The 25547-nt window shown below is 70.6% G+C and carries 24 protein-coding genes, 1 tRNA gene, 1 rRNA gene and 1 pseudogene; 2 read left to right on the top strand and 25 right to left on the bottom strand.

The window, feature by feature from the left end; all coding sequences use genetic code 11:
• Window positions 1–38 precede the first annotated feature (38 nt).
• Window positions 39–764: a TetR/AcrR family transcriptional regulator gene (locus A8G15_RS02995; RefSeq protein WP_068155200.1), complete on the bottom strand. Its 726-nt coding sequence runs from the start codon at window positions 762–764 to the stop codon at window positions 39–41.
• A 176-nt stretch (window positions 765–940) separates the two neighbouring features.
• Between A8G15_RS02995 and A8G15_RS02990 the strand changes: the two genes are divergently transcribed.
• Window positions 941–1666, top strand: a complete 726-nt coding sequence (locus A8G15_RS02990) for a DUF4386 domain-containing protein (RefSeq protein WP_068155199.1) — start codon at window positions 941–943, stop codon at window positions 1664–1666.
• A 137-nt stretch (window positions 1667–1803) separates the two neighbouring features.
• Here the strand turns inward: A8G15_RS02990 and A8G15_RS02985 are convergent, their stop codons facing one another.
• Complete coding sequence (locus A8G15_RS02985) at window positions 1804–2805, bottom strand: SMP-30/gluconolactonase/LRE family protein (protein ID WP_082899627.1); 1002 nt, start codon at window positions 2803–2805, stop codon at window positions 1804–1806.
• A 146-nt stretch (window positions 2806–2951) separates the two neighbouring features.
• Between A8G15_RS02985 and A8G15_RS02980 the strand changes: the two genes are divergently transcribed.
• Window positions 2952–3644: a Clp protease N-terminal domain-containing protein gene (locus A8G15_RS02980; RefSeq protein WP_068155197.1), complete on the top strand. Its 693-nt coding sequence runs from the start codon at window positions 2952–2954 to the stop codon at window positions 3642–3644.
• 19 nt (window positions 3645–3663) lie between these two features.
• Here A8G15_RS02980 and A8G15_RS02975 read toward each other — a convergent pair.
• From A8G15_RS02975 to rrf, 23 genes and pseudogenes are all read right to left on the bottom strand, one after another.
• Window positions 3664–4079 (bottom strand): annotated as a pseudogene (locus A8G15_RS02975) (VOC family protein).
• A gap of 83 nt (window positions 4080–4162) precedes the next feature.
• Entirely contained in the window at window positions 4163–5350 is a 1188-nt protein-coding gene (locus tag A8G15_RS02970) for an NAD(P)/FAD-dependent oxidoreductase (RefSeq protein ID WP_068155195.1), read from the bottom strand.
• A gap of 80 nt (window positions 5351–5430) precedes the next feature.
• The gene (locus A8G15_RS02965) at window positions 5431–6375 is read right to left on the bottom strand and encodes an RNA polymerase sigma-70 factor (protein WP_068155242.1); all 945 of its coding nucleotides are present in this window, start codon (window positions 6373–6375) and stop codon (window positions 5431–5433) included.
• Window positions 6376–6597: 222 nt separating this feature from the next.
• Window positions 6598–7131: a VOC family protein gene (locus tag A8G15_RS02960; protein WP_068155194.1), complete on the bottom strand. Its 534-nt coding sequence runs from the start codon at window positions 7129–7131 to the stop codon at window positions 6598–6600.
• Between the two features lie 121 nt (window positions 7132–7252).
• Window positions 7253–7326, bottom strand: a tRNA-Pro gene (locus A8G15_RS02955).
• 90 nt (window positions 7327–7416) lie between these two features.
• Window positions 7417–8835 (bottom strand): ribosome biogenesis GTPase Der, encoded by a 1419-nt coding sequence (gene der / locus A8G15_RS02950; protein ID WP_068155192.1) that lies wholly within the window; start codon window positions 8833–8835, stop codon window positions 7417–7419.
• Window positions 8832–9494, bottom strand: a complete 663-nt coding sequence (gene cmk / locus A8G15_RS02945) for a (d)CMP kinase (protein WP_068155239.1) — start codon at window positions 9492–9494, stop codon at window positions 8832–8834. Before cmk ends, der begins: the two co-directional genes overlap by 4 nt.
• 17 nt (window positions 9495–9511) lie before the next feature.
• Complete coding sequence (locus A8G15_RS02940) at window positions 9512–10546, bottom strand: pseudouridine synthase (protein WP_211270106.1); 1035 nt, start codon at window positions 10544–10546, stop codon at window positions 9512–9514.
• Window positions 10547–10556: 10 nt separating this feature from the next.
• The gene (gene scpB / locus A8G15_RS02935) at window positions 10557–11189 is read right to left on the bottom strand and encodes an SMC-Scp complex subunit ScpB (RefSeq protein ID WP_068155238.1); all 633 of its coding nucleotides are present in this window, start codon (window positions 11187–11189) and stop codon (window positions 10557–10559) included.
• Between the two features lie 116 nt (window positions 11190–11305).
• Window positions 11306–12109, bottom strand: coding sequence for a segregation and condensation protein A (locus A8G15_RS02930; protein ID WP_245687689.1), 804 nt, complete (start codon window positions 12107–12109; stop codon window positions 11306–11308).
• A gap of 51 nt (window positions 12110–12160) precedes the next feature.
• Entirely contained in the window at window positions 12161–13000 is an 840-nt protein-coding gene (locus A8G15_RS02925) for a ParA family protein (protein ID WP_068155189.1), read from the bottom strand.
• 196 nt (window positions 13001–13196) lie between these two features.
• Window positions 13197–14114 carry a site-specific tyrosine recombinase XerD gene (gene xerD, locus A8G15_RS02920; RefSeq protein ID WP_068155188.1) on the bottom strand — a complete coding sequence of 306 codons (918 nt, stop codon included), beginning with the start codon at window positions 14112–14114 and terminating at the stop codon, window positions 13197–13199.
• 4 nt (window positions 14115–14118) lie between these two features.
• A complete protein-coding gene (locus A8G15_RS02915; RefSeq protein WP_068155186.1) occupies window positions 14119–14763 on the bottom strand; it encodes an NUDIX domain-containing protein in 645 nt (214 codons plus the stop codon).
• A gap of 3 nt (window positions 14764–14766) precedes the next feature.
• Window positions 14767–16536 (bottom strand): CTP synthase, encoded by a 1770-nt coding sequence (locus tag A8G15_RS02910; RefSeq protein ID WP_068155185.1) that lies wholly within the window; start codon window positions 16534–16536, stop codon window positions 14767–14769.
• A gap of 171 nt (window positions 16537–16707) precedes the next feature.
• Complete coding sequence (locus tag A8G15_RS02905) at window positions 16708–17658, bottom strand: copper transporter (protein ID WP_068155236.1); 951 nt, start codon at window positions 17656–17658, stop codon at window positions 16708–16710.
• Window positions 17655–18839 carry a putative cytokinetic ring protein SteA gene (gene steA / locus A8G15_RS02900; protein ID WP_068155234.1) on the bottom strand — a complete coding sequence of 395 codons (1185 nt, stop codon included), beginning with the start codon at window positions 18837–18839 and terminating at the stop codon, window positions 17655–17657. Before steA ends, A8G15_RS02905 begins: the two co-directional genes overlap by 4 nt.
• Before the next feature lie 115 nt (window positions 18840–18954).
• Complete coding sequence (recN, locus tag A8G15_RS02895) at window positions 18955–20742, bottom strand: DNA repair protein RecN (protein WP_068155183.1); 1788 nt, start codon at window positions 20740–20742, stop codon at window positions 18955–18957.
• A gap of 1 nt (window position 20743) precedes the next feature.
• On the bottom strand, window positions 20744–21688 hold the full coding sequence (locus tag A8G15_RS02890) for an NAD kinase (protein WP_068155181.1): 945 nt from the start codon (window positions 21686–21688) through the stop codon (window positions 20744–20746).
• Window positions 21685–22509, bottom strand: a complete 825-nt coding sequence (locus A8G15_RS02885; protein WP_068155180.1) for a TlyA family RNA methyltransferase — start codon at window positions 22507–22509, stop codon at window positions 21685–21687. The genes A8G15_RS02890 and A8G15_RS02885 overlap by 4 nt, the downstream gene beginning before the upstream one ends.
• 1 nt (window position 22510) lies before the next feature.
• Window positions 22511–22738 carry a hypothetical protein gene (locus tag A8G15_RS02880; protein WP_068155178.1) on the bottom strand — a complete coding sequence of 76 codons (228 nt, stop codon included), beginning with the start codon at window positions 22736–22738 and terminating at the stop codon, window positions 22511–22513.
• 52 nt (window positions 22739–22790) lie between these two features.
• Complete coding sequence (locus A8G15_RS02875; RefSeq protein WP_082899624.1) at window positions 22791–23789, bottom strand: HAD-IIA family hydrolase; 999 nt, start codon at window positions 23787–23789, stop codon at window positions 22791–22793.
• Window positions 23790–23830: 41 nt separating this feature from the next.
• The gene (locus A8G15_RS32425; protein WP_082899621.1) at window positions 23831–25243 is read right to left on the bottom strand and encodes a tetratricopeptide repeat protein; all 1413 of its coding nucleotides are present in this window, start codon (window positions 25241–25243) and stop codon (window positions 23831–23833) included.
• Between the two features lie 67 nt (window positions 25244–25310).
• Window positions 25311–25427: ribosomal RNA gene (rrf, locus tag A8G15_RS02860) — 5S ribosomal RNA — on the bottom strand.
• Window positions 25428–25547 lie beyond the last annotated feature (120 nt).

Below are 25547 nucleotides of genomic sequence, written 5' to 3'. Positions count from 1 at the left end.
GCGAACGCACCCGCGTGTCGACGCTCGCGCGCGAGCGGTTACCGATCGACGCGGGGTTCGCGATCGAGGGAGTTCCAGCCCCGCCGGTGCAGCCGCTCGGCGCCGTCGAGCAACAGATCGAGCGCGAATTCGAATTCGAACTGCTCGTCGCATCCTCGACCGACCCCGGACAGGTCCCCCCGGGTCGCGACCGTGGCGATCTCCAGGATGTGCGGGTACCGGCGGCCGAACTCGGCGGCCATCGCCTGCTGCACGCCGGGATCGGCCGGAGGAGCGGGTTCGTCCCGTGGCTCGTCGAAGAGTTCGGGACTGAACCCCCAGATCCGGTTGCCCAGGGCGTGCATCACGTGATGGGTCAGGTCGACGGAGAATCCACCGGCCCGGAACATGCCGGCGACCGAGTCCATGTGTCCCAGCACGGCAGGGGTCCGCCGCGTTCGGGTTTCGATCGCCTGTCGCGCCCAGGGATGACGCAACACGGCGTCCCGTGCCGTCAGCACCCGCTGCCGAACGCCCTCTTTCCAGGTCAGCGCCGGAGCGGGCGGCACGAACTCCTCGATCACCAGATCCACCATGCCGTCGAGCAGCTCGTTCTTGTCCGCGACGTGTTTGTAGAGCGCCATCGGGACGACGCCGAGCTGCTGCGCCAGCCGGCGCATGCTGACCCCGGCCAGCCCGGCCTCGTCGGCCAGCGCCACGGCCGCCCGCAGCACGCGGTCCCGGCTGAGCGGCGTTCGCGGGGTGGATTCGGGGCCTCGGGACATCTCACCATCCTCCCCGGTGGCTGGCCGAGCGTGCCGGGCGGATCCCCCGCGCTCCCCGGATCCAGGGATCGGTGGCGGCACCCGCCCTCGCGGCGCCTTGACATGTGTACACCGTACACCTACCGTTTCCGGGCAGTGGGTGTACGACGTACACCCGGGTTGCGAAGGAGTGCATCATGAGTGCTGTCACGACCGCCGCTCCGGGGATCCGAGCCCGGCACGACCACGCCCTGCGGATCACCGCGTTCGTGGCCGGCACGCTCTACCTCCTCACGTTCGCCACCTCGATCCCCACCCTCGGGCTCTACGAACCCGTGCTCGACCACCCGGACTTCGTTCTCGGGGCCGGCAGCGCCGACAGCGTGCTGTGGGGGGCCTTCTCCGAGGTCGTCCTGGCGTTCGCGTGCGTCGGCACCGCCGTCGTCCTGTTCCCGGTCGCCCGGCGGCAGAGCGAGACCGCGGCCGTCGGCTTCGTCGTCGCCCGCGTCCTCGAGGCCGGTCTCATCCTGATCGGCGTTGCCGCGCTGCTGTCCGTCGTCTCACTGCGCCAGGAGGCGGCAGGAATCGACGGCGCGGATGCGACCTCCCTGGTCACGGCCGGGCGGGCGCTCGTCGCAGTCCACGATTGGACGTTCCTGCTCGGGCAGAGCCTGATGCCGGTCGTCAACGCACTGTGCCTGGGTTACGTGCTGTACCGCTCCGGCCTGGTGCCGCGGATCATCCCCGTCGTCGGTCTCGCCGGCGCTCCCCTGCTCCTCGCCTCGGACATCGCCCTGCTCTTCGGCGCCTACGCTCAGCGCACCCCGGCGGCGGGTCTCGCCGCGCTCCCGGTCGCCGCGTGGGAGTTCGCGCTCGGCGCCTGGTTGGTCGTCAGGGGTTTCCGGCCCGCGCGCCCAGCGTGAGTTCGTCGGGTTCGCCCACCCGGTCGGCCCTCTGCGTCATCGGTATCGTCGCACCCTGGCCGCTGAGTTCGGTGAATCTCCGTATTCCGTAGCGTCCGGATTCTGCTTCACCGTCGCTCGATGCCGCGGGTCGGCCGTCAGGGCAGGTCGAGGGCGAGGATCCCCGATCTCTCCAGGCTGCCGAGATACAGCCGGCCGTCGTGTTCGGCCACGCCGGTGACCATGTGGAAGTCGACGTCGTCGGCCTGGAGGTCGTGCAGGATGCGCCCATCCTCCCCTGTACAGAGCACCCAGGTGGTGCGGCCCGGCGTGGTCAGCAGCCGGGTGGGCAACCGCCAGAGCAGCTTCCGCAACCACGGCGGGGTGGTTCCGAGCCGGTCCAGCAGCCGGTTCCGGGGCGTGACCATCGCGATCCACAGGCGGCCGCCGCGCGCACGGGAGACGTTGTCGGGCATGCCAGGAAGATTGTCAAGCAGCACCTCGGGTACGTGCGTCGCCTCGACCGGCACGCGGGTGAGGCGATATCCGTCGGTCTCGACGAACAGCACGGCGGTTTCGTCCTCGGTGAGGGTGATGCCGTTCGGGAAGTGCAGGCCCGACAGGACGACGTGGACGGTGCCGTCGGGGTCGCGCCGCAGCAGCCTTCCGCTGCCGCGGTGTTCGAGGACGGCCCCGATGTAGCGGTCGAGATCGTGGCGGGTGCTCGACTGGGTGAACCAGACGGTGCCGTCACGAGCGACTGTGACATTCGAGCAGAACCGCAGGGGCTCGCCGTCGACGGAGTCCACGAGCGTGATGAGCGCGCCGGTTCCGGGCTCCAGCCGGAGCAGGCCCCGGTAGGCGTCGCACACGAGAACCGTTCCGTCGGTGCAGACCTCCAGCCCGAGCGGTCGGCCTCCGGTCGTCGCCAGGGTTTCCTCGGCACCCGTCGCAGGATCGACGCGCAGGATCCGCCCGTCCTCGACACCACACAGCAGCCGGCCGTCGGCATCGACGACCACGTCCTCCGGGCCGCGTCCGCTCAGCGGCACCACCCGATGTGGCGGGAACGGTTCGGAGCCGGTGCGGCGCGCCGCGCGCGGTGGGGGCGGCGGCAGACGGCGGACGACGGGATCGAGCGGCGGTTTCCGGTGGGCCACCTCACGAGTGTGGCGCGTCCCGCCGTCCAGCGGCACCGGTTTCGGACTGTTGACCCGGGACCGGCTCGACGCGTCAAACGCCACGCCCGTCCGAGAATCGTCAACTGATCCTTGACGACATCCGACCGTCAACTTATGGTTGACGTATGACGACACCACGCTTGGACGACCTCATCGACGGCATCCGGACCGGCTACCCGGACCAGCCACTGGACCAGCTCACCGCCGCGGTGCTCGCCGCGGAACACATGAGCGAGATCGCCGATCACCTCATCGGCCACTTCGTCGACCAGGCCCGCCGCAGCGGCGCCTCCTGGACGGAGATCGGCGGCTGCATGGGCGTGACGAAACAGGCTGCACAGCAACGGTTCACGCCCAAGGCCGACGCCAACATGTTCGCGCGCTTCACGCCGCGCGCCCGCACCGCGATCGTGCGGTCCCAGGAGGAGGCGCGTACCGCGCACTCGCCGGAGATCGGGGCAGCGCACCTTCTGCTCGGCCTGACGACGGAGCCCGAGAGCCTCGCGATGCGCGCTCTCGCCGATCAGGGCGCCACTGCGGAGGCGATCAGGACGGCCGCCGAGGCCACGCTGACCGCCGGTGATCCCGACGTCGACTCCCCCACCCTGATCCCGTACGACGGGGCGTCGAAGAAGGTCCTCGAACTCACGCTGCGCGAAGCGCTGCGCCTGGGCCACAACTACGTGGGCACCGAGCATCTGCTGCTGGCACTGCTCGCTCCCGAGAGCCCGACCGCCGAACTGCTCGGTGGCCTCGGCGTCACCACCGAGGCCACCGAGTCGTACGTGATCACCGCGCTCGCGGAGCACGAGAAGTAGGGGCCGTGACTGCGCTCGGCTACTGACCGCTCCCGCCGATGTTCACCATCCACGGCACCCCGTAGCGGTCGGTGCACATCCCGAAGATGTCGCCCCACGGTGCTTTCTCGAGCGGCATCGCGACGGTGCCACCGTCGGACAGCTTGTCCCAGTAGCCGCGCAGTTCGGTCTCGTCGTCGCCGCTGAGCGAGAGCGAGAAGTTGTCGCCCGGGGTCAGATCCATCGCCTTCGGGTATCGGAGGCCATGAGAACCAGCCCGCCCGGGGTGGCCAGCGCCGCGTGCATCACCTTGTCCTGTTCCTCCGGCAGGTCGCTGGCGTGGAATTCGCCGAACGTGCTGAGGGACAGTTCCCCGCCGAAGATGGATTTGTAGAACTCCATCGCCTGGCGGGCGTTGTCACGAAAACTGAGATATGGATTGAGTTGCGCACCCATGAACGACCTCCCGATCGGGGTCCGACGGTTCGTGTCGCCATCCGATTCTCGTCGCCGTCACCCCACGGCGGGCGATATTCGCGTCACGGGGTGACAACGCGGGTGGCCACCTCCGCAACCGCGAGGTGACGGCGACGGCGTGGCAGCAGCACGGTCGGATGCGTGATGCTCCAGGCCGCTCCCGCGCAGACCATCTCCTTGATCCGCGCCGCGACCCGGCCCGTGACCGCGGTCGAGGTGGCCCGGTCGTCGGGCGTCACGCGCTGGATGATGCCGTCGTGCCGACCCAGGCTGATGCACTGCACGGTGTAGCCGATGGTGTTCTCGCGGACCGCGCGGCCGGTGAGGCGGGCCGCGAGGGCGTCCGCCGCCGCCCACGCCATCGGGATTCCCGAGGCACAGGACATCCGCAGGGGCCGTCCGCCGGCACCTTCGGCGAGCGCGGCGTCACCGACGGCGTACACGCCCGGATGCGACACCGAGCGCATCGTGCCGTCCACCACGATCCGGCCGCTGCCGGACACCGTCAGGGAGGTGGCGGCGGCGATCGGGTGCACGGCGAAACCCGCGGTCCAGACGGTCACATCGGCCGGGATCGTGTCGTGGGTGCCGGTGACCGCGCCGTGCGCGTCGACGCGCGTGACGTCGGTGTGCTCGTGCAGGGTGACGCCGAGCCGGGCGAGGGTGGTGCGCAGGTGACGCTGCGCCTTGTCGCCGAGCCAGCCCCCGACACGCTCGCGGGCGACGATCGCGACGTCGAGGTCACGGTGGGATTCGGCGATCTCGGTGGCCGCTTCGACGGCGGTCAGCCCGCCTCCGACGACGAGTACCCGCGCACCGCGGGGCAGGTCGTCGAGTTTCGTGCGCAGCCGCAGCGCCGCGTCCCTGCCCGCGACGTTGTGGGAGTGTTCGGCGGCGCCGGGAACTCCGTGATCGGCGGCGGTGCTGCCGAGGGCGTACACGAGGCTGTCGTATCCGACGATCGTGTCTCCCTCGGGCCGCGCGAGTTCGACGGTTCGCCGGTCCACGTCGAGGGCGGTGACCCGCGCCGTGATCACCCGGACGCCCCGGCGGGTGAAGATGTCGCGCAGTCCCCGCCGCGGCAGATCCTGTCCGCTGGCGAGTTGATGCATGCGGACGCGTTCGACGAAATCGGGATCCGCGTTGACCAGGGTGATCTCGACGTCGTCGCGGTGAAGTTGCCGGGCGAGGCGCCCGGCGGCGTTGGCTCCGGCGTAGCCGGCTCCCAGGACGACGATGCGGTGCTTCATGGCCGTGCTCCTTCCGATCGGGTTCGTCTCCTGAACCGGGCAGCCGCGCTATTGCTGACACCAGCGGGTTGTGATCTGCATCACCAGCGCGCGACGAGCGGGACGTGCGGGCCCGTCGCCGCCCAGCTTCGCGTGATCCGGCCGAGTTTGTCGGGATTGACCTGGATGGTCAGCCCGGCGACCCGGCCAGCGGTCACGTCGAGGCAGAAGACACCGGCCACGCGCCCGTTGACCTCGACGAGCACGGCGGGCCCGCCGTTGACGACGGCGGTGTGCACCGTCGGGCTGCCGCCGATGACGGCCCGCTTGGCGTCGGTCGGGCGGAACAGCCCGCGCAGGTACCGTGCGACAGCGCGCGCACCGGCGACCGGCCCGCGGCGCGCCGGAACCCGGCCGCCTCCGTCGGCGATGCTGACGGCGTCGGCGGTGAGCATCGCGATCAGCGGTTCGGTGTCGCCGGTCAGGGCCGCGGCCACGAACTGTTCTGCGATACGCGCCGCGGCGACCGCATCGACCTCGGCCCGGACGCGGTCGGCGGCGATGTGCTGCCGGGCCCGCCGGTGGATCTGCTGGCAGTTCGCTTCGGTGATCCCGAGGATGGACGCGATCTCGCGGTGCGGATACCCGAAGGCCTCACGCAGCACGTACACGACCCGTTCGTTCGGGGAGAGCCGTTCGAGGAGGGTGAGCAGCGCCATGGACACCGTGTCGCGCTGGACGGCGGTGTCGGCCGGACCGAGCATCCGGTCGCCGTCGAGCAGCGGCTCGGGTAGCCATTGCCCCACGTAGGTCTCCCGTCGCGCCCGCGCCGAGGTGAGGCGGTTGAGGCACAAGTTGGTGAGGACCTTCGTCAGCCACGCCTCCGGGATCTCGATGTTGTCCCGATCGACGGTGTGCCAGCGCAGATAGGTGTCCTGCACCGCATCCTCGGCGTCGCCGGCGGATCCGAGCAACCGGTACGCGATCGCCTCGAGACGTCCGCGGGATCGTTCGAACAGGTCGACATCGTGCTCGCGGGTCGGCATCGCACCATCGTCGGCCACGCCGGAGCCTGCGTCCAGCCACCACCGGCAATAACGTTTCGTTTCATATCCTGCAACGTAATTGTGTGCGTCATCCGGCGGGCGACCCCGCGGGCGCCGCGCACCCACCGGTTCGGCGAGCGACCCCGGTCGTCACATCAACCCCGGACCCGCGGTCGAGAAGGTCATCGCCCGCGCCGGCCGGCAGTCTTCGGAGCACCGTGTTCAGTCGTTCCGGGCGCGCGCCGCGAGGCGCGCGTAGAGGGTCCGGTCCGTCCGCGGACCACCCGGGGTGTGCAGGCCGTAGCGCGCGATCTCGGCATCGAGGTCGAGCGGACGGGTCGGCACCACCGGCGGCACCAGTTCGGCCTCCACCGCCTGGTCCGGCACCAGCCACGTCACCTCGAACTCGAGCCCGTCCGGATCACGCCCGTACAGTGCCTTCGTGGCCGCATGGTTCGACGCTCCGGTCAAGGCCCCGGCCGCACTCATCCGGTTGCGGGTGGCAACCATGTCCGCGAGTGTCTCGACCTCCCAGGCCAGGTGATACAACCCCACCGATCCGTCCCGGCCGCGCGCAGCGGATGCCTGGAACAGGCCGAGGTCGTGATCGTTCGCCGAGTTGGCACCACGCAGGAAGGCGGCGCCGGGAAAGTCCATCGGAAGCTTCTCGAACCCGAGCACCGTGGTGTAGAAGTGCACGCTGCGCGTCACATCGGACACGAACAGCACCGCGTGATTCAGGCCTCGTACCGACATCGCCACTCTCCCGGTTCGAATTCGGTTCTCCGGGACGATCCGCGCCCGCCCCGGTAGGCCCCCTCCGAGGCCCACAGACGAGAAAACCCCTTCCGATCGGAATCGGAAGGGGTTTCCACTGTCGGGCTGACAGGATTTGAACCTGCGACCACTTGACCCCCAGTCAAGTGCGCTACCAAGCTGCGCCACAGCCCGTCCGCGCTCTCGTCGAGCGCTCGTTGAGATTACAACAGTGACGGACCGAAGCACCAATCGCCTGGTCAGCGACCTTTTCGACCGAGTGTCCTATTTGCGGACGCGCTTCTCCCGCACCCGCACCGAGATACGGACGGGGCTGCCGTCGAAACCGAACTCCTCACGCAGCCGACGTTCCAGGAACCGGCGGTAGCCGGCCTCGAGGAACCCGGTGGTGAACAACACGAACGTCGGCGGCCGGGTGGCCGCCTGGGTGGCGAACAGCACCCGCGGCAACCGCCCACCGCGCATCGGCGGCGGGGTCGCGGCGACGACCTCCTTGAGCCAGGTGTTGAGCCGTCCCGTGGAGATGCGCTTGTCCCACGATTCGAGTGCCGTCTCCATCGCAGGCACCAGCTTCTGCACGGCCCGCCCGGTCTTCGCGGAGATGTTCACCCGCGACGCCCACGGCACCCGCAGCAGATCCCGTTCGATCTCACGGCCCAGTTCGTAGCGGCGGTCCTCGTCGACCAGGTCCCACTTGTTGAACGCGATCACCATGGCCCGGCCGGACTCGACGACCATCGTGATGACGCGCTGGTCCTGCTCGGTGATCGGCTGCGACGCGTCGATCAGCAGCACCGCGACCTCCGCGGCGTCGATCGCGCCGCGCGTGCGCAGCGAGGCGTAGAACTCGGCGCCGGACGCGCTGTTGACGCGCTTGCGCAGGCCGGCGGTGTCGACGAACCGCCACGGCTTGCCGCCGAGTTCCACGATCGAGTCGACCGGGTCGACGGTGGTGCCGGCGACGTCGTGCACGACGGAACGTTCGTCCCCGGACAGCTTGTTGATCAGACTGGATTTCCCGACGTTCGGCTTGCCGACCAGCGCGACGCGACGCGGTCCACCGCCGCCGGTGCCTTCGCGCGGGGTCTCCGGCAGCGCCTCGAGCAGCACGTCGAGCAGATCACCGGTGCCGCGGCCGTGGGTGGCCGAGACCGTGTGCGGCTCGCCCAGGCCCATGGACCACAGTGCGGCGGCCTCGGCCTCGACCCTGTCGTCGTCGACCTTGTTGGCGACGAGGATGACCGGGGTCTTGGAGCGGCGCAGCACCTTCGCGACGGCCTCGTCGACGGAGGTCGCGCCGACGGTGGCGTCCACCACCACGAGGATCGCGTCGGCGGTGCGCATCGCGACCTCGGCCTGCCGGGCCACGGACTGCTGCAGACCCTTGGCGTCGGGTTCCCAGCCGCCGGTGTCCTGCACCATGAAGCGCCGGCCGTTCCAGCTCGCCTCGTAGGACACGCGGTCGCGGGTCACTCCCGGTACGTCCTCGACGACCGCTTCGCGGCGGCCGATGATGCGGTTCACCAGAGTGGATTTGCCCACGTTGGGGCGCCCGACGACCGCGACCGTCGGGACCGGCACGAACTCCTCGAGGTCGCCGCCCTCCCCCAGGTCGATGTCCCAGTCCGACTCCTCGGACCAGGTGCCGTCGCCGGCGAATTCGATTGTGGTGTCGTCGCTCACAGCGCCGCTCCCGTCTGCTCGGCGACCACCGCGACCAGCGCGGCGATCACCTCGTCGATGTTCATGTCGCTGGTGTCCACCTGCACCGCGTCGTCGGCGGCACGCAGCGGGGACACCGCCCGGGTGGAGTCGAGGTGGTCGCGGCGCTGCACGGCGGCGAGCACCGCGTCGTAGTCGCCCCCACGTCCTTCGGCGATGTTCTGGTCGTTGCGCCGCTGGGCGCGGGCCTCGGCCGAGGCGGTCAGATAGATCTTGACGTCCGCGTCCGGGAACACGGCGGTGCCGATGTCGCGGCCTTCGACGACGATGCGCCCGGCATCGCGGCCGATCTGCTGCTGCGCGGCCACCAGCACGGCGCGCACCTGCGGGACGGCGGACACCGCGGACACCGCGGCGGTGACCTCGCCGCCGCGGATCTCGTCGCGCACGTCCTGCCCGTCGAGGCGGATGTCCTCGACGTCCGGGTCGGTGCCGATCGACCACGGCAGATCCGCGGTGGCGGCGGCGATCGCGTCCGGATCGGTCAGGTCGGTGCCGCGGCGCAGCGCGTGCAGCGTCGCGACCCGGTACATCGCGCCGGTGTCGAGGTACGCGGCACCGAGGTGCCGGGCGAGACGCTTGGACACGGTGGACTTACCGGTTCCGGACGGTCCGTCCATCGCCACGATCAACGCGGTCACAGGCCCACCGCCTGGTACAGGCCGCCGACTTCCTTGCGTCCGAGGACACGGAGGGTGCCGGGACGCTGGTCGCCGAGCGCGACGGGACCGATGTCGGTGCGCACGAGCCGCACGACCGGGTGCCCGACCGCGTCGAGGAGCCGGCGCACGATGTGCTTGCGGCCCTCGTGCAGTTCCAGGCGCACGAGGGACTGGCCCTCGTTGACCTGCAGCAACGCGAAACTGTCGACCTTGGCGGGGCCGTCCTCGAGTTCGACGCCGGCGCGCAGTTGCTTGCCGACGCCGCGGGCGAGGACACCCTTGACGGTCGCCAGGTAGGTTTTGGTGACCTCGAACGACGGGTGCATCAGCCGGTGGGCGAGTTCACCGTCGTTGGTGAGCAGCAGCAGGCCCTCGGTGTCGGCGTCGAGCCGGCCGACGTGGAACAGGCGCTGTCCGGCGGCGACACGTTCGGAGACGATGTCGCCGACACAGGGGCGTCCCAGGTCGTCGGACATGGTGGACTGCCAGCCGCGGGGCTTGTTCAGGACCAGGTGCACGAGGTCCTTCTTGACGACGACGCGGATGCCGTCGACACGGATGACGGTGTTCTCGGGGTCGACACGCAGACCCTGGGAGGTGACGATGTTGCCGTCGACCTCGACACGGCCGGCGGCGATGAGTTCCTCGGCGGCGCGGCGGGAGGCGACCCCGGCCTGGGCGAGCACCTTCTGCAGTCGCACGCCCTCACCGGCGGGAAGCTCGGTGGGCGCGGCGGAGCTGTGCTGGTGCCGGGCGGGTTTGGCGTTGCTGATGGTGGGAACGGCCTCGGGACGCTTGGCGGTCGGTTTGGGGGCGGCGGGGCGGCCTCGCTTGTTCAGCTTGGTCTGCGGGGAACTGCCCTTGCGGTGCGCCTTCTTCGGGGCGTCCGGCCGTCCGGGGGCGTCGGACCTCTTGTGTCCGTCGGACCTCTTGGGTCCCTGCGCCTTGCCCGAGCGGGCGGTGTTCTTCTTGCGGTCCGGTGTGCCATCACGGCGAGCGGGTGTATTCAACGTTTTCCTGTCAGTTGTCTGGCTCGAACTCCGCGATCGAGAGGTTCTCGGTGCGCGGGTTCCCTCCCATTCTCGCAAACCGCGGGTCCGACTCGAGACTCTCCGAGATGTCATCGATCACATCCACGTCCGGGAGAAGCGGCGCGACCGGCGGCAGATCCTGCAGCGATGCCAGTCCGAGACGTTCGAGGAACAGGTCGGTGGTGGTGTAGAGGGTGCCGCCGGTCTCCGGGTCGGTGCCGGCTTCGGCGATCAGGTCACGGGCGAGCAGGGTGCGCATCACCCCGTCGACGTTGACACCGCGCACGGCGCTGACCCGGCTGCGGGTCACCGGCTGCCGGTAGGCGACGACGGCGAGGGTTTCCAGCGCGGCACGGGTCAATTTGGTGCGGGCGCCGCCCTGCAGCAGCTTCTCGACGTAGGGCGCGTAGTCGCGGCGGGTGTAGAACCGCCAGCCGTCCGCGGCGTAGCGCAGGTCGATGCCGGAGCCGCGCGCGGTCAGCCGTGCGGCCATGCCCTGCAAGGCGGCGTCGACACGGGTCGCGGTGACACCGATCGCGGCGGCCAGTTGCTCGCTCGGGGCCGGGGTGTCGACGACGAGCAGCAGAGCCTCGAGGGCGGCGGCGAGTTCGTCGTCGGACATCTCGAGCAGTTCGGCGTCGAATTCGCGTTCCGCGGTGTCGAATTCGCGTTCCGCGGTGTCGAATTCGCGTTCCGCGGCGGTGTGCTCGTCTACCCCTACGTCGTCGTGGCTGTCGATCACCCGTAGTCCTCCTCGAAGTCGGCGGCGGCCTCGTCGTTCTCGCCGGTCCATGCGACGAGCAGGTCACCGAGCGGTTCGGGTTGGTCGAACTGGACGGCCCGTTCGCGGTACAGCTCGAGCAGCGCCAGGAACCGGGCGACGATCTGCAGTCCGCTGTCGCATTCGGCGGTGAGTTCGCCGAATCCGGTCCAGGTTCCGGCGCCGCGGGCGCGCAGCAGCTCGAGCAGCCGGGCGGCCTGCTCGGGCACCGACACCTTCGGGACGTGCAGGTGGTCCAGTCCGACCTGGGGTGGCGGTTTGGGACGGAACGCGGCGGCGGCGATCTCGGCGAACCGCTGCGGGTCGACGCCGAGGGTGACCTCCGGCAGCAATCCCTCGTAGCGTTCCTCGAGGGACACCGCGCGCGGGTAGCGGCGCAGCGCCGCGGATTCGAGGGCCGCGAACAGTTCCGCGACCTGCTTGTAGGCGCGGTACTGCAGCAACCGGGCGAACAGCAGGTCGCGGGCCTCGAGCAGGGCGAGGTCCTCCGGGTCCTCCACGTCCCCGGACGGCAGCAGCCGGGCGGCCTTCAGGTCGAGCAGGGTCGCGGCGACCACGAGGAACTCGGTGGTCTGGTCGAGCCCCATCTGCGGGCCGAGGGTGCGGGTGTAGGCGATGAACTCGTCGGTGACCTGGTGCAGCGCGACCTCGGTGACGTCCAGGCGGCGTTGGGAGATGAGCCCCAGCAGCAGATCGAAGGGGCCTTCGAAGTTGCGCAGCCGGACCCGGAATCCGCCGGTGCCGGGTTCGCCGGGCGGCACGGTCTCGGTGGGCGTCGGGGTGGCCGGGTCCGTTGTTTCGAGGGGCACGGATCAGCGGCCGGAGCGGTGGATGACTTCGCGGGCGAGCGCCCGGTAGGACTCGGCGCCACCGGACTTGGGGGCCCAGGTGGTGATCGGTTCGCCGGCGACGCTGGTCTCGGGGAACTTCACGGTGCGGTTGACGACGCTGTCGTAGACGAGGTCGCCGAAGACCTCGACGACGCGGGACATCACCTCCCGCGCGTGCAGGGTGCGCGAGTCGAACATGGTGACGACGATGCCGCCGACGGCCAGCCGCGGGTTGAGGCGGTCGCGGACCTTCGCGACGGTGTCGTTGAGCAGCGCCAGCCCGCGCAGGCTGAAGAACTCGCATTCCATCGGGATGATCACGGAGTCGGCGCAGGCCAGAGCGTTGACGGTGAGCAGACCCAGCGACGGCTGGCAGTCGACGAGCACGTAGTCGTAACGGTCGAGGGCCGGGTACAGGGCACGGCCGAGGGCCTGTTCGCGACCGACCTCGGAGACGAGCTGGATTTCCGCGGCGGACAGGTCGATGTTGCTGGGCAGCAGGTCCAGCCCCTCGACGCGGGTGCGCATGAGCACGTCGTCGATGCCGACGCGCGGTTCGACGAGCAGATTGTGGACGGTCAGGTCCAGGTCGTGGTGGGCGACGCCGAGACCGGCGGACAGCGCGCCCTGCGGGTCGAGGTCGACGAGCAGCACCCGGCGCCCGTATTCGGCGAGGGAGGCACCGAGGTTGATGGTCGAGGTGGTCTTGCCGACCCCGCCCTTCTGATTGCACATCGCGATGATCTTGGCGGGTCCGTGCACGGCCAGCGGCGGTGGCTCCGGGATGTGCCGGCGCGGCCGGCCGGTCGGTCCGAGATCCACCTCGGGCGCGGGCGCAAGCGGCCGCGCGCCGTTCGAGGTCGACGCGCTCGGAGCCGGGTAGGTCGTGTCCGTTGCGGGTGAGTGTGGTGTCCCCACGGTCCGGTCCTCCCCCTTTTCGGCGTCACTGATCTGTTGCACAAACGCTACCGCTTCGACCCCGGGTTCCGTGGACGGACACGAATCCCGGGCGTGGTGCTCAGCGGGCCCGCGGATGCGCACCCGCCCACACCTCCCGCAGCGCACCGACGGTGACGAGGGTGTAGATCTGGGTGGTGGTGACCGAGGCGTGACCGAGCAGTTCCTGCACGACACGCACGTCGGCGCCGCCGTCGAGCAGGTGGGTGGCGAACGAGTGCCGCAGGGTGTGCGGGGAGACGGTGGCGGTGACGCCGGCGCTTTCGGCGGCGGTCTGCAGCACCTGCCAGGCGCTCTGCCGGGACAGGCGCCCGCCGCGCGCGTTGAGGAACAACGCCGGGGTGCGCCCGGTGGACAGGCCGGGCCGGCCACGAACCAGGTAGGCGTCGAGAGCGGCGAGAGCGGGCCGGCCGACCGGAACCAGACGCTGACGGCCGCCCTTGCCGTGCAGCAGCACCGCCCTGGCCTCGGTGTCGATGTCGTCGACGTCCAGGCCGACGGCCTCGGAGATGCGGGCGCCGGTCGAGTACAGCAGTTCGAGCAGCGCCCGGTCGCGGAGTCCGCGGGGTCCGGCGGACTCCCCGCCGGTCGCGTCGAGGATCGCCAGGACCTCGTCCACGGTCAGCGATTTCGGCAGCCGCCGTCCCGGTGGGGGTGGTTTGACGGCCCGCGCCACGTCGACCGGCGTGTGCCCCTCGGCGGTGGTGAAGCGGTGCAGGCCCCGGACCGCGATCAGCGCGCGGGCCGCGGAACCGGCGGCCAGCGCGGGTCTGTTCCGCTCCGGATCGCCGCGTCGCAGCACGGTCACGAAGTCACCGACGTGGTCTTCGCGGACCTCGCCGAGGTCGCCGATGCCGCGGTCGGTGAGGTACTCGGCGTAGCGGGCGAGGTCCCGGCGGTAGGACGCGAGGGTGTTCGGTGCGGCACCGCGTTCGACGGTGAGATGGTCGAGGTAGGCGTCGATGTGCCGGGACAGCACCGGGTCAGTTCCCGTGCCCGGTGGCGTGCTCGGCGCGGGTGCGCGCGAAGGCGCGGGGCCGGTCGGGCCAGTCGGTGTCCGGTGAGCGCGGCGGGGTCCCGGCCGCGCGGGTCGCGGCGAGCGCGAGGATACCGGAGACGGCGGTCGCGTTGACGATCTCGCCGCGCAGCACCATCGCCACCGCATCGTCCACGGGGACGAAGTGCAGTTCGAGGTCCGCTTCCTCGTGTTCGGGATCCGGACGGTCGACGGGGTGCAGGTCGCGGGCGGCGAACACGCGGACCGCCTCGTCGGTGAACCCCGGCGACAGGGCGATGTCGACGAGCAGTTCCCACCGGTCGGCGCCGAACCCGGTCTCCTCGGCGAGTTCCCGGCGGGCCGCGTCGAGCGGGGATTCACCGGGGGCGTCGAGGAGACCGGCGGGCAGTTCCCACAATCGGTGGCCGAGCGGATGCCGGTACTGGTGCACCAGCGCGAGCCGATCGCGGTCGTCGACCGCGGCGACCGCGACGGCCCCGTGGTGCTCGACAACCTCGCGCTGCGCGGCGTGCCCGTCCGGCATCCGCACCTCGTCCACGCGCAGCGACACGATCGCGCCGGTGTAGACGCGACGCGAGGACAGTGTCTCGAATTCGTGTCGCTGCGCCACGGACTAGTCGACCTCGGCGGCGGCCGCCGGTTCGGCGGGGGAAGCGGTCTTCGGGACAGTGGTCTTTCCGGCGGTGTCGTCCGCGTCACCGTGCACGTCGACGGGCAGCCGTTCGGCGGCCTTGTACTGCAACGCCGCGGCGATGAGGCCGGCGAACAGCGGGTGCGGACGGGTGGGCCGGCTCTTGAGTTCCGGATGCGCCTGCGTCGCAACGAAGTACGGGTGCACGTCGGCGGGGTATTCGACGAATTCGACGAGCCGCCCGTCCGGGGACGTGCCGGAGAACTTCAGTCCGGACCTGGCGATGCGGTCGCGGTAGGCGTTGTTCACCTCGAAGCGGTGCCGGTGCCGTTCGGAGACGTTCTCGGTGCCGTAGGCCTTCGCGACGACGGAGCCCTTGGTGAGCACCGCCGGGTACGCACCGAGCCGCATGGTGCCGCCGAGGTCGGCTTCACCGGCGACGATCTGCTCCTGGTCGGCCATCGTGGAGATCACCGGATCCGGGGTGTCCGGGTCGAACTCGGTGCTCGAGGCTCCGGTGATCCCGACCGAGCGGGCCGCCTCGATGACGACGCACTGCAGGCCCAGGCACAGGCCGAGCAACGGGATCTTGCGGGTACGCGCGAAGCGGATGGCGCCGAGCTTGCCCTCGATGCCGCGGATGCCGAAACCGCCCGGGATCAGCACGGCGTCGACGTCACCGAGATGACGTTCGGCGCCGGCCTCGGTCTCGCACTCGTCGGACGCGACCCAGCTGATCTCGACCTTCGCGCGGTGCGCGAAGCCACCGGCGCGCAGCGCCTCGGTGACCGACAGGTACGCGTCCGGCAGGTCGATGTACTTGCCGACCAGTGCGACCTTCACGGTTTCGCGGGGGTTGTGGACCCGCGCGAGCAGGTCGCCCCACACGGTCCAGTCCACGTCCCGGAACGGCAGGCCGAGCTGGCGCACCACGTACGCGTCGAGACCCTCGCTGTGCAGCACCTTCGGGATGTCGTAGATGGACGGTGCGTCGGGGGTGGAGATGCAGCCGTCGACGTCGACGTCGCACATCAGGGCGATCTTCGCCTTGAGCGCATCGGGCACGTCCCGGTCGCAGCGCAGGATCAGCGCATCCGGCTGGATGCCGATGTTGCGCAGCGCGGCCACCGAATGCTGCGTGGGCTTGGTCTTGAGCTCCCCGGACGGCCCCAGGTACGGCACGAGGCTCACGTGCAGGAAGAAGCAGTTGTCGCGGCCGATGTCGTGGCGGACCTGGCGGGCCGCCTCGAGGAACGGCTGGGATTCGATGTCGCCGACGGTGCCGCCGATCTCGGTGATCACCACGTCCGGGACGTTGCCCTCGGCGTCGGGGGCCGCCATCGCCTTGATGCGGTTCTTGATCTCGTCGGTGATGTGCGGGATCACCTGGACGGTGTCGCCGAGGTATTCGCCGCGGCGTTCCTTGGCGATGACCGTCGAGTACACCTGGCCGGTGGTGACGTTGGCGTCGGCGGACAGGTCGCGGTCGAGGAACCGCTCGTAGTGGCCGACGTCCAGGTCCGTTTCGGCACCGTCCTCGGTGACGAAGACCTCACCGTGCTGGAACGGGTTCATGGTGCCGGGGTCGACGTTGAGGTAGGGGTCGAGCTTCTGCATGGTCACGCGCATACCGCGCGCGGTGAGCAGAGCACCCAGGCTCGATGCGGTCAGCCCCTTGCCGAGCGAGGATGCGACGCCCCCGCTGACGAAGATGTGCTTGGTAGCGGTACGCGAGTGGCGTGACTGTGGCAAAGAAGCTCCCGTGACGTCTGGTGCAGGACTTCGGACTGATTGCGGTACTGCTGGGGCCTGCGGACCCACGGAACCTCACCGTAACACCTGGCGGCGCAATCCTGTGCACGACTCGCACGTATCCGTGCCGACGTCACATTTTCCGGTCACCCACAGGTGCGCGTCCACGGCTCAGCGGGCCGCCGACCCCACGGTGACCGCGGCGGCACCGGGCCCGGTGCCGTAGCGGCCGGCGCCGCCGGCGAGCTGTTCCTGCAACGCCAGCACGGCGGTGATGCGGCCCGCTTCCCGTTCGAGGTTGTCGACGGTGGACAGGCCCGCGGACAGGGCCGTGTCGGCGCGGACCACCGCGACCGGACCGTTGCCGGTGGCGGCGCCCGGCCGGCCCGCCAGGACCGTGCCCGCGCCCCGGCTGTCGAAGGTCGCGGCGAACCGCGCCAGCAGGGCCCCGCGGTTGCCGCTGCCCTCACCACCGCCGGAGCCGTCCCCGGTGACGACGATCGCGGCCTGGGCCGGTTCGACGGTGCCGTCCTCGAAGGACAGGAAGCCGCCGCTGCGCAGCGTGGTCAGCGCCAGCGTCCGCTCCTCCGGGGTGCTGCGCGGCTGCCCGGTGCCGGGGTCGACGAGCAGCACCGCGCCGAGCAGATCACCGGCGAGGCTGCCCTGGTCGACGGCGCCGGTCTGCAACTGCACCCCGGCGGGGACGACGTTGGTGACGGTGGTGCGGAGCAGGTCCGCACCGGACGCGTCGACGAACGACTCGGTCAGCGACACCCGCCCGGCGACGGCCGCGCCGGCCGCCTCGACCGTGGCGACGACGGCGTCGAGATCCGCCGGGTCCGCGTCGGGCCCGGCGACCATCAGCACCGTGCGCCCCGCGAGGGTGTCGCGCACGACGCGGGCGGCGACCGTGGCGTCGAATCCGTCCGCGGCGTTGAGCCGCTCGGTGAGCACGCTGTTGCGGTCCTGCTCGGCCTGCAGGTCCTCGCGCATCCGGGCCTTGTCGTCGCGCAGTCCGGACACCAGGCTGCTCGACAACACCCCGGAGCCGAGCACGATCCCCACCGCCAGTGCCAGGAAGATCGCCGCGATGGACACGGCGTGCTGGCGCAGGGAGATCACGCCCGCAGCCCCCGCACCCACTCGACGAGGTCGTTCCACCACTGCACGGCCCAGTCGACGACCTCGCCGCCGAGGTTCGAGACGATCAGCGCGGCGATCACCGCGATCAGCGCGGCGAACACGAGCAGGGCGATGACGCCACCGGAGACCCGGCTGCGGTACAGCGTGGCGACGGCCTTCGCGTCGACCAGCTTCGGTCCGACCTTCAGGCGGGTCATGAACGCCGAGGGGTTGGTGTCCCGGCGTCCCTGGTCGAAGAACTCGTCGAGGGAGACCGTGCTGCCGACGGTGACGATCAACGCGGCCCCGTGGTGGTCCGCGAGCAGCAGCGCCAGATCCGCCGGGGCGCCGGCCGCGGGGAACGTCATCGCACCGATGCCGAGATCCTGGATGCGTTCGAGCCCGGGGGCGTGGCCGTCCGGATCCGCGGGCAGCACGACCTCGGCACCGGACTTGAGGGTCTCGGTGCCGATCTGCTCGGGATCCCCCACGATGAGGTCCGGTCGGTAGCCGGCCTTGGTGAGCGCGTCCGCACCCGCCCCGACGCCGATGAGGATCGGGGAGTACTCCTTGATGAACGGCTTGAGGTCCTTGAGATCCTGCACGTGGTCGGGGCCGTCCGCGACGACCACCACGTGCCGGTCCTGCAGGTCCACGTCGATATCGGGGACGCCGACACCGTCGATGAGCAGCGGGCTTTCCGAACGGATGAATTCGATGGTGTTGCCGGAGAACGCCTCGAGGTGGTCGACCAGCCCGGTCTTGGCCTCGATCATCCGATCGGAGATCTCCGCCTCGGTCTGCTCCTCCCCCTGGATCAGCAGCCGTTCCCCGGCGTAGACACCGCCTTCGTGGAGGCGGATCTTCGCGCCGTCCTTGACCTTCTTGAACAGGTCGGTGCCGGCGTTGTCGACCAGTGCGACACCGCTGGCGACGAGCACTTCGGGGCCGAGGTTCGGGTAGCGGCCGGAGATCGACGCCGAAGCGTTGACCACGGCGGTGACGCCCGCCTCGACGAGGGCGTCGGCGGTGACGCGGTCCAGATCGACCGCGTCCAGGACGACGATGTCGCCGGGACCGACCCGGCGCAGCAGCTTCGCGGTGTTCTTGTCGACCCGGGCAATGCCGCTCACTCCGGGCAACGTTTCGTTATTGCGTGACAGCAGAGCCGGCATCTTCATGGCATCGATGATGAACCCGTGTCGCGGCGCGGCAATGGAGGCGCGCCGAACGGTGTCCACCCGGGCGGAGCGGCCCGCCGGAAACGCACCGATCGGCATGCTTCGGGTCCGGCGGTCAGCTCTGCCGTTCCGCGTGCGCCATCGCCAGCAGTTCCTCCGCGTGCGCCCGCCCGGTCTCGGTGTCGTCCAGACCCGCGAGCATCCGCGCGAGTTCGGCGACGCGTTCGGTGTCGCCGAGGGTACGCACACCGCTGCTGACGACCCCACCCGCATCGTCGACCTTGTCGACGACCAGATGCGTATCGGCGAACGCGGCGACCTGCGGCTGATGTGTGACCACGATGACCTGATGGGTGCGCGAGAGCCGGGCCAGGCGCCGCCCGATCTCGACCGCGGCCCGTCCCCCGACGCCGGCATCGACCTCATCGAACACCATCGTCGCGCCTCGTTCGGAGGCGGCGAGCACCACTTCCAGGGCCAGCATCACCCGGGACAGTTCACCGCCGGACGCGCTGCGCGCCAGCGGCAGCGACTGGGCACCGCTGTGCGCCGCCAGCCGGAACTCGACGTCGTCGACACCCGATTCCCCGGCATGCAGGACCCGGCCCCCAATCGTCAGCGGCGCCGCGTCCTTCTCGGCCGCTTCCCGGTCACGGACCTGCACGTCGAGGGTCGCGCGGCCCATCGCGAGGCCGGACAGTTCCTTGCTGACCGCCTTCGCGAGCCGGGCCGCGGCCTTGTGCCGGGCCGCGGACAGCGCCGCCGCGGCTTCCGCGGTCGCCGCGGCCGCGGACTCGACGGTCGCGGCGAGTTCGGCCAGCGCATCCGCCGACACGTCGATCTTCGACAGCCGCGTCCGGGCCTCCTCCGCCCAGGCGAGAACCCCGTCGGTGTCGGCGGCGTACTTGCGGGTCAGGGCCTTGAGTTCGGATTGTCGATTGAGCAACGTATCGAGGGCCCCCGGGTCCGAGGGCAGATCGGTGAGATAGCCGGACAGGTCACCGGCGACGTCGGTGACGACCGCCATCGCCTCGGCCAGCCGCGGCCCCAGTTCGCGCAGGGCCGGATCGTCGGAGCCTTCGACACGGGCGCGCGCCTCCCCGAGCAGGTCCAGGGCGGCTGCCGCATCCTCGCCGTCCCCGGCGTCGCCGCCGGTCAGCACCGCGTGCGCGGCCAGCGCGGCCTCCCGCAGCGAATCCAGATCGCCGAGACGCCGGACCTCCGCGACGATCCGCACGTCCTCACCGGGCTGCGGGTCGACCCGGTCGATCTCGTCGAGGCCGAACTGCAGCCGGTCCGCTTCCTGCGCGAGTTCCCGCGACCGTTCGGTGCGTTCGACGAGTTCGGCGCGGGCGGACAGCCATTTGCTGCGGTTCTGCCGATAACCGGCGAGCAGCGGCAGGACCCCCTTGCCGGCGAACCGGTCGAGGGCGGCGCGCTGCTGGTCGGGCCGCAGCAACCGGAGCTGGTCGTTCTGTCCGTGCACGGTCAGCAGCGGGTCGGTGAACTCGGCGAGCACCCCCACCGGAACGCTGCGGCCGCCCAGGTGCGCCCGGGAGCGCCCGTCACTGCCGACCGCGCGGACCGCGATGATGCTGCCGTCCTCGTCGCGTTCGGCTCCGGTGGCCTCGAGCAGCCGGGCCACCTCTCGTTCGACACGACTGGGCAGCGCACCGGCGGTCTCCTCGGTGTCGACCGCGAAGCGGCCCTCGACGACGGCGCGATTCGCCCCGACCCGCACCCGAGCCGAGTCCGCGCGGGACCCGGAGAGCAGATGCAGGCTGGTGACCACCATGGTCTTGCCCGCGCCGGTCTCACCGGTCAGTACCGTGAAACCGTCGTGGAACTGGGCACTCGCCTCGGAGATGACACCCAGGTTGTCGATCCGAATCTCAGCGAGCACGTCAGGGTTTCCTTCCTCGCCAGCCCTTCACCGGAAGTTCGAACTTGCGGACCATGCGGTCCGCGAACGGCGCCGAGTCCAATCGGACCCAGCGGACCGGATTCCTGCCGCGCACCACCTCGACCCGGCCGCCGGCCGGCAGATCCAGGGTGCGGCGGCCGTCGCAGAACACGAGACCGTCGTGGCTCCCGCGCAACGTCTCCACGGCGATGATCGACTCCGGACTCGTCACCAGCGGACGCGCGAACAGCGCGTGCGCGTTGCTCGGGATCACAAGCAGCGCTTCGAGTTCCGGCCAGACGATCGGCCCGCCGGCGGAGAACGCGTACGCGGTCGACCCCGTCGGGCTGGCGATGAGGACACCGTCGCAGCCGAACGACGACACCGGCCGGCCGTCGACCTCGAGCACCACTTCGAGCACCCCGAGCCGCGACTTGTTCTCGAGGCTCGCCTCGTTCAACGCCCAGCCGCGTTCGACGATCTCGTCGTTGACGCGGATCGTCACGTCGAGCGTCATGCGGTGCTCGATCCGGTACTCGCGGCGCACGACCTGCGCGAGCGCCTCCTCGAGATGCTCGGCCTCGGCCTCGGCGAGGAAACCGATCCGGCCGAGATTGATACCGAGCACCGGTACCGCCGCATGCTGTGCGAGTTCGGCGGCCCGCAGGAAGCTCCCGTCACCGCCGAGCACGATCACCATCTCGCAGCCGACCGCGGCATCCGATCCCGCCTCGACGATGCGAACCTGGCCGTCCGGGGCGGCGAACGCCCCGAGACCGGTGCTCTCGGCCTCCTCGGCGAGGACCCGTAGCCCGATCCCGGCCTCCCCGAAGATCGCGGCGACGCGCTGTGCCGTCTCCGCGATCTCACCCCGCCCGGAATGCGACACGAGCAGAATCTCCCGGCGCGGCACGGTGGTCTCCGTATCGCCGGTGGCTGTAGTCACTGTGGTCCTTCCTGTACCGCATGTTCGACGAGTTCGATCACCGACGGTTCGAGTTCCGCGGGGCCGGGTTCGCCGGCACGCAACCACAGGAAGTACTCGACGTTGCCGGAGGGACCGGGTAGCGGACTCGCGACGGCACCGATCGTCCGGAGCCCGAGGGTCTGTGCTTCCCGGGCGACGTCGAGGACCGCTTCGGTTCGCAACGCAGGATCCCGGACGACACCGCCGCTGCCCACGCGTTCCTTGCCGACCTCGAACTGCGGCTTGACCATGGGCAGCAGGTCGGCTCCGGGAGCGACGCAGCGCACGAACGCCGGCAGCACCAGCTTCAGCGAGATGAACGACAGGTCCGCGACCACCAGTTCGACCGGGCCGCCGATCTGCTCCGCGTCGATATTACGCACGTTCGTTCGATCGATCACGTGGACGCGGTCGTCGGACTGCAGCCGCCACACGAGCTGGCCGTATCCGACGTCCACCGCGGCCACCTCGCGGGCGCCTTCGTGCAGCAGCACGTCGGTGAACCCGCCGGTGGATGCGCCCGCATCGAGGCACCGGCGACCGGCGACCTCCAGACCCTGCGGCGCGAACGCCTCGAGCGCGCCGATCAGTTTGTGCGCTCCCCGTGACGCCCACGACACCTCGTCGGTGACCTCCGTGACCCGCAGCGGCGTGCCCGGCTCGACGGCGGTCGCGGGCTTGGTGGCCACGGCGCCTGCGATCAGGACCCGGCCCGCAGCGATCAGTTCGCTGGCGTGTTCGCGGGACCGGGCCAGTCCTCGCCGCACCAGTTCGGCGTCGACCCGTGCTCGACGCGCCACGTCAGACCTTGTCCACGGCCGAGAGGGCCTGCACCAGCACGTCGTGCGCCTGTTCGAGCAACTGGGCCTGCCTCGAGATCGCCACCGCCGGATCCTGATCGCCGCCGGTGGACGCCGCGTCGCGGGCACGGGTCAGCAACCCGTCCACCTCGACGTGGATCCGGTCCGGTTCGATCCCCGGCGCGGAACCGGGGAGATGCTGGCCTGGGCGTGGAATCGACGTGCTCATCGCTGACCACGCTAGTGCATCGGCGACCCACCGGACACGCGGCACGACCGGTTCAGAGCACCGGTCCCCACGCCTCGATCGAGGACCGGGCTTCGTCGTTCACCCCGACGACTCGTTCGAAGTCCGGGTGCGCCCATGCCACCGGGAGCGCGGCCCGCAACGCCGCCATCGGGTCGGACGCTCCGGGACACGCGACACGCAGGTCACGGCCGTCGACGGTGACGACGCAGCCGTTGTCGGCTCCGGCACGGAGCACCTCGGCATCGGCGTCGAGACAGCTGAGCGAATCCGCGACATAGGTGGGTCGCTGCGTCGCCGGTGCCCGCAACAGATCTGCGACGGTGCTCACCCCGGTGAGTACCAGCAGCGAATCGGCGCCGACGGCGATTGCGCCCTCGATGTCCGTGTCGAGCCGGTCTCCGACGACGAGCGGACGGACGGCCGCGCTACGGGCGATCGCGTCCTCGAGCAGCGGCGCAGCCGGTTTGCCCGCCACCAGCGGTTCCGCCCCGGTAGCCGACCGCACCGCGGCGACCATCGAGCCGTTTCCGAGCACCAGGCCGCGCTCGGTCGGCAACGTGGAGTCGACGTTCGTCGCCACCCACACGGCCCCGGCGCGGATCGCGAGGGTCGCCTCGGCGAGGATCGGCCAGCCGGTGTCCGGGGAATGCCCCTGCACGACCGCGACCGGACCCTCGTCCGCGGAGCGGACCGGTCTCAATCCGACACGGTGGATCTCCTCGGCGAGCGCCTCGGTCCCCACCACGAGTACCGCGGCTCCGGCGGGTATGCGTTCGGCGAGCAGTCGCGCACCCGACTGCGAACTGGTCACCACGGTCGACTCGTCCGCCGGGAAACCCAGATCGCGCAGGTGTGCTGCCACGTCGACGGGCCGACGACTGGCGTTGTTGGTGACGTAGAACAGCCGGTCGTCGCCCGAGGTGAGCGCTTCCACGGCGCCGGGCACCGGGTCGGCACCGCGGTAGACGGTGCCGTCGAGGTCGAGCAGCAGCACGTCGTACACCGACCGCAGCGGCGCCGACGAGCCCACCGCCGCGGTCCGGATCTCTCCTGCCGCGGATCCCCGGTCGGTCACAGATCCTCGCCGGTCAGTTCCGCCACCCGCTCCTCGGCGTCGGTGTCACCGTCGAGGTCGGCGGCGGCGGCATTGAGGAACCACTTGACCCCGTCCTTCGTGCGGCCGGCCGCGACCAGCGCATCCGCGTACGCGTAGAACAGGCGCGCGGCGGCGGTCCCGGTCCGGGACTCGTCGAGGTCGGGGGTCTGCAGCGTGACGACGGCCTGATCGAACTGGCCGAGGTCCATGCGGGCTCCGGCCACGACGATCCGCAGTTCACTGGCCTCGTCGCCGGTCAGCGCGCGAGCCTCCTCGCTGCGACCGAGTTCGATGGCCCGCTCGGGCCGGCCGAGGCCGCGTTCGCAGTCGGCCATCACGGCCAGCAGGCCGGGGCCGCCGGACATGCGACGAGCAGCACGCAACTCGGACAGAGCCTCGGCCCATTCGCCTGCGTGGTAGGCGGTGATGCCGGCGGCCTCACGGACGACGGCGATCCGGCCTGCACGCTGCCGTGCCGCCCGCGCATGAGCGAGAGCGAGCCGCGGTTCGTCGTCGATGAGCTTGCCCGCCATCACCAGGTGTCGGGCCACGGTGTTCGCGTTCGACTTGTCCAGGCTCAGCAGGTCGCGACGGATCGTCGGGTCCAGCTCGGACGCTTCGACGTCGTCCGGCAGATCCGGTTCGTCCGGGCGGGAATCCCGACGCTGCGAGGGCACACCTTCCCGACCGCGAGCGGGACCGAAACCGCCCTCGCCGCCACGGCGACGCGGTGCCCCGCCCTCGCGGCGGTCCGGACCGCCGCCCCGGCTGTCCCGGGAGGCCCGGTCGTCGCGGGGACGGTCGTCACGGGGACCCCGGTCTCGTCCGTCGCCACCTCGGCGATCGTCCCGGGGGCGCTCACCACGACCGTGTTCGGGACGTTCACCACGCGGGCGTTCACCGAAGCCACCACGCCGATCGTCCCGTCCACGCTCGCCGCGGGAGTTCTGAGGGCGCTCTCCGCGGGCGTGTTCGGAGCGGTCACGGGGGCGGTCACCGTAACCACCACGCCGGTCCTCGCCGTAACGGTTCGGGCGGTCGCCGCCGCGACCCTGCCGGTTGTCACCGGTACCACCCTGTCGGCGATCACCCCGGTCGTCGCGCCTGCGATCGCCGCTCTGACGTGCATCGTCTCCGCGATACGACGGTCGGCCCTCGCCGCTGCGGCTGTACCCACCGCGTTCTCCGGCGCCCTGGCGCCGGTCACCCGAGGAGGGACCCTGCCGGCGATCGTCGCTCCGACGGTCATTGCGCGGAGCCTGCCGACGGTCGTCGGTACGGCCGGAACGGTTCTCCTCCCGGCGCCGATCCTGATTGTCGTCGCGTCCCGACCGCGGGGTGGATCCTCCGCCCCGGAAGGATCGACGCTCACCGCTGTTGTCGGACACAGAAAAATCCTTTCACGAAAAAACACGAAAGGGGACCCAATGAGTGGGTCCCCTTTCGGTAACGGGTGTTCGGCGGTGTCCTACTCTCCCACACCCTGTCGAGTGCAGTACCATCGGCGCAGACAGGCTTAGCTTCCGGGTTCGGAATGGGACCGGGCGTTTCCCTGTCGCTATGACCGCCGTAACTCTATGAAACTTTACCCACGCTCACGCGTGCCGAACCGAGTGAACACAGTCCCCAGCTCTTAGGGACTCCGCCCACCCGATTCCGACGAATCGGGTGTTGTTTCAGATACCGCACAGT

This window comes from Rhodococcus phenolicus (assembly GCF_001646785.1).
Taxonomy (GTDB): Bacteria; Actinomycetota; Actinomycetes; order Mycobacteriales; family Mycobacteriaceae; genus Rhodococcus; species Rhodococcus phenolicus.
The sequence above is the reverse complement of the archived record's forward strand: the minus strand, read 5'-3'. Positions and strand labels throughout refer to the sequence as shown.

Coding starts and splice junctions, on each gene's coding strand:
- A8G15_RS02995 (WP_068155200.1), bottom strand. CDS start 764: ATGTCCCGAGGCCCCGAATCCACCCCGCGAACGCCGCTCAGCCGGGAC.
- A8G15_RS02990 (WP_068155199.1), top strand. CDS start 941: ATGAGTGCTGTCACGACCGCCGCTCCGGGGATCCGAGCCCGGCACGAC.
- A8G15_RS02980 (WP_068155197.1), top strand. CDS start 2,952: ATGACGACACCACGCTTGGACGACCTCATCGACGGCATCCGGACCGGC.
- A8G15_RS02970 (WP_068155195.1), bottom strand. CDS start 5,350: ATGAAGCACCGCATCGTCGTCCTGGGAGCCGGCTACGCCGGAGCCAAC.
- A8G15_RS02965 (WP_068155242.1), bottom strand. CDS start 6,375: ATGCCGACCCGCGAGCACGATGTCGACCTGTTCGAACGATCCCGCGGA.
- A8G15_RS02960 (WP_068155194.1), bottom strand. CDS start 7,131: ATGTCGGTACGAGGCCTGAATCACGCGGTGCTGTTCGTGTCCGATGTG.
- cmk (WP_068155239.1), bottom strand. CDS start 9,494: ATGGACGGACCGTCCGGAACCGGTAAGTCCACCGTGTCCAAGCGTCTC.
- scpB (WP_068155238.1), bottom strand. CDS start 11,189: ATGTCCGACGACGAACTCGCCGCCGCCCTCGAGGCTCTGCTGCTCGTC.
- steA (WP_068155234.1), bottom strand. CDS start 18,839: ATGAAGATGCCGGCTCTGCTGTCACGCAATAACGAAACGTTGCCCGGA.
- A8G15_RS02880 (WP_068155178.1), bottom strand. CDS start 22,738: ATGAGCACGTCGATTCCACGCCCAGGCCAGCATCTCCCCGGTTCCGCG.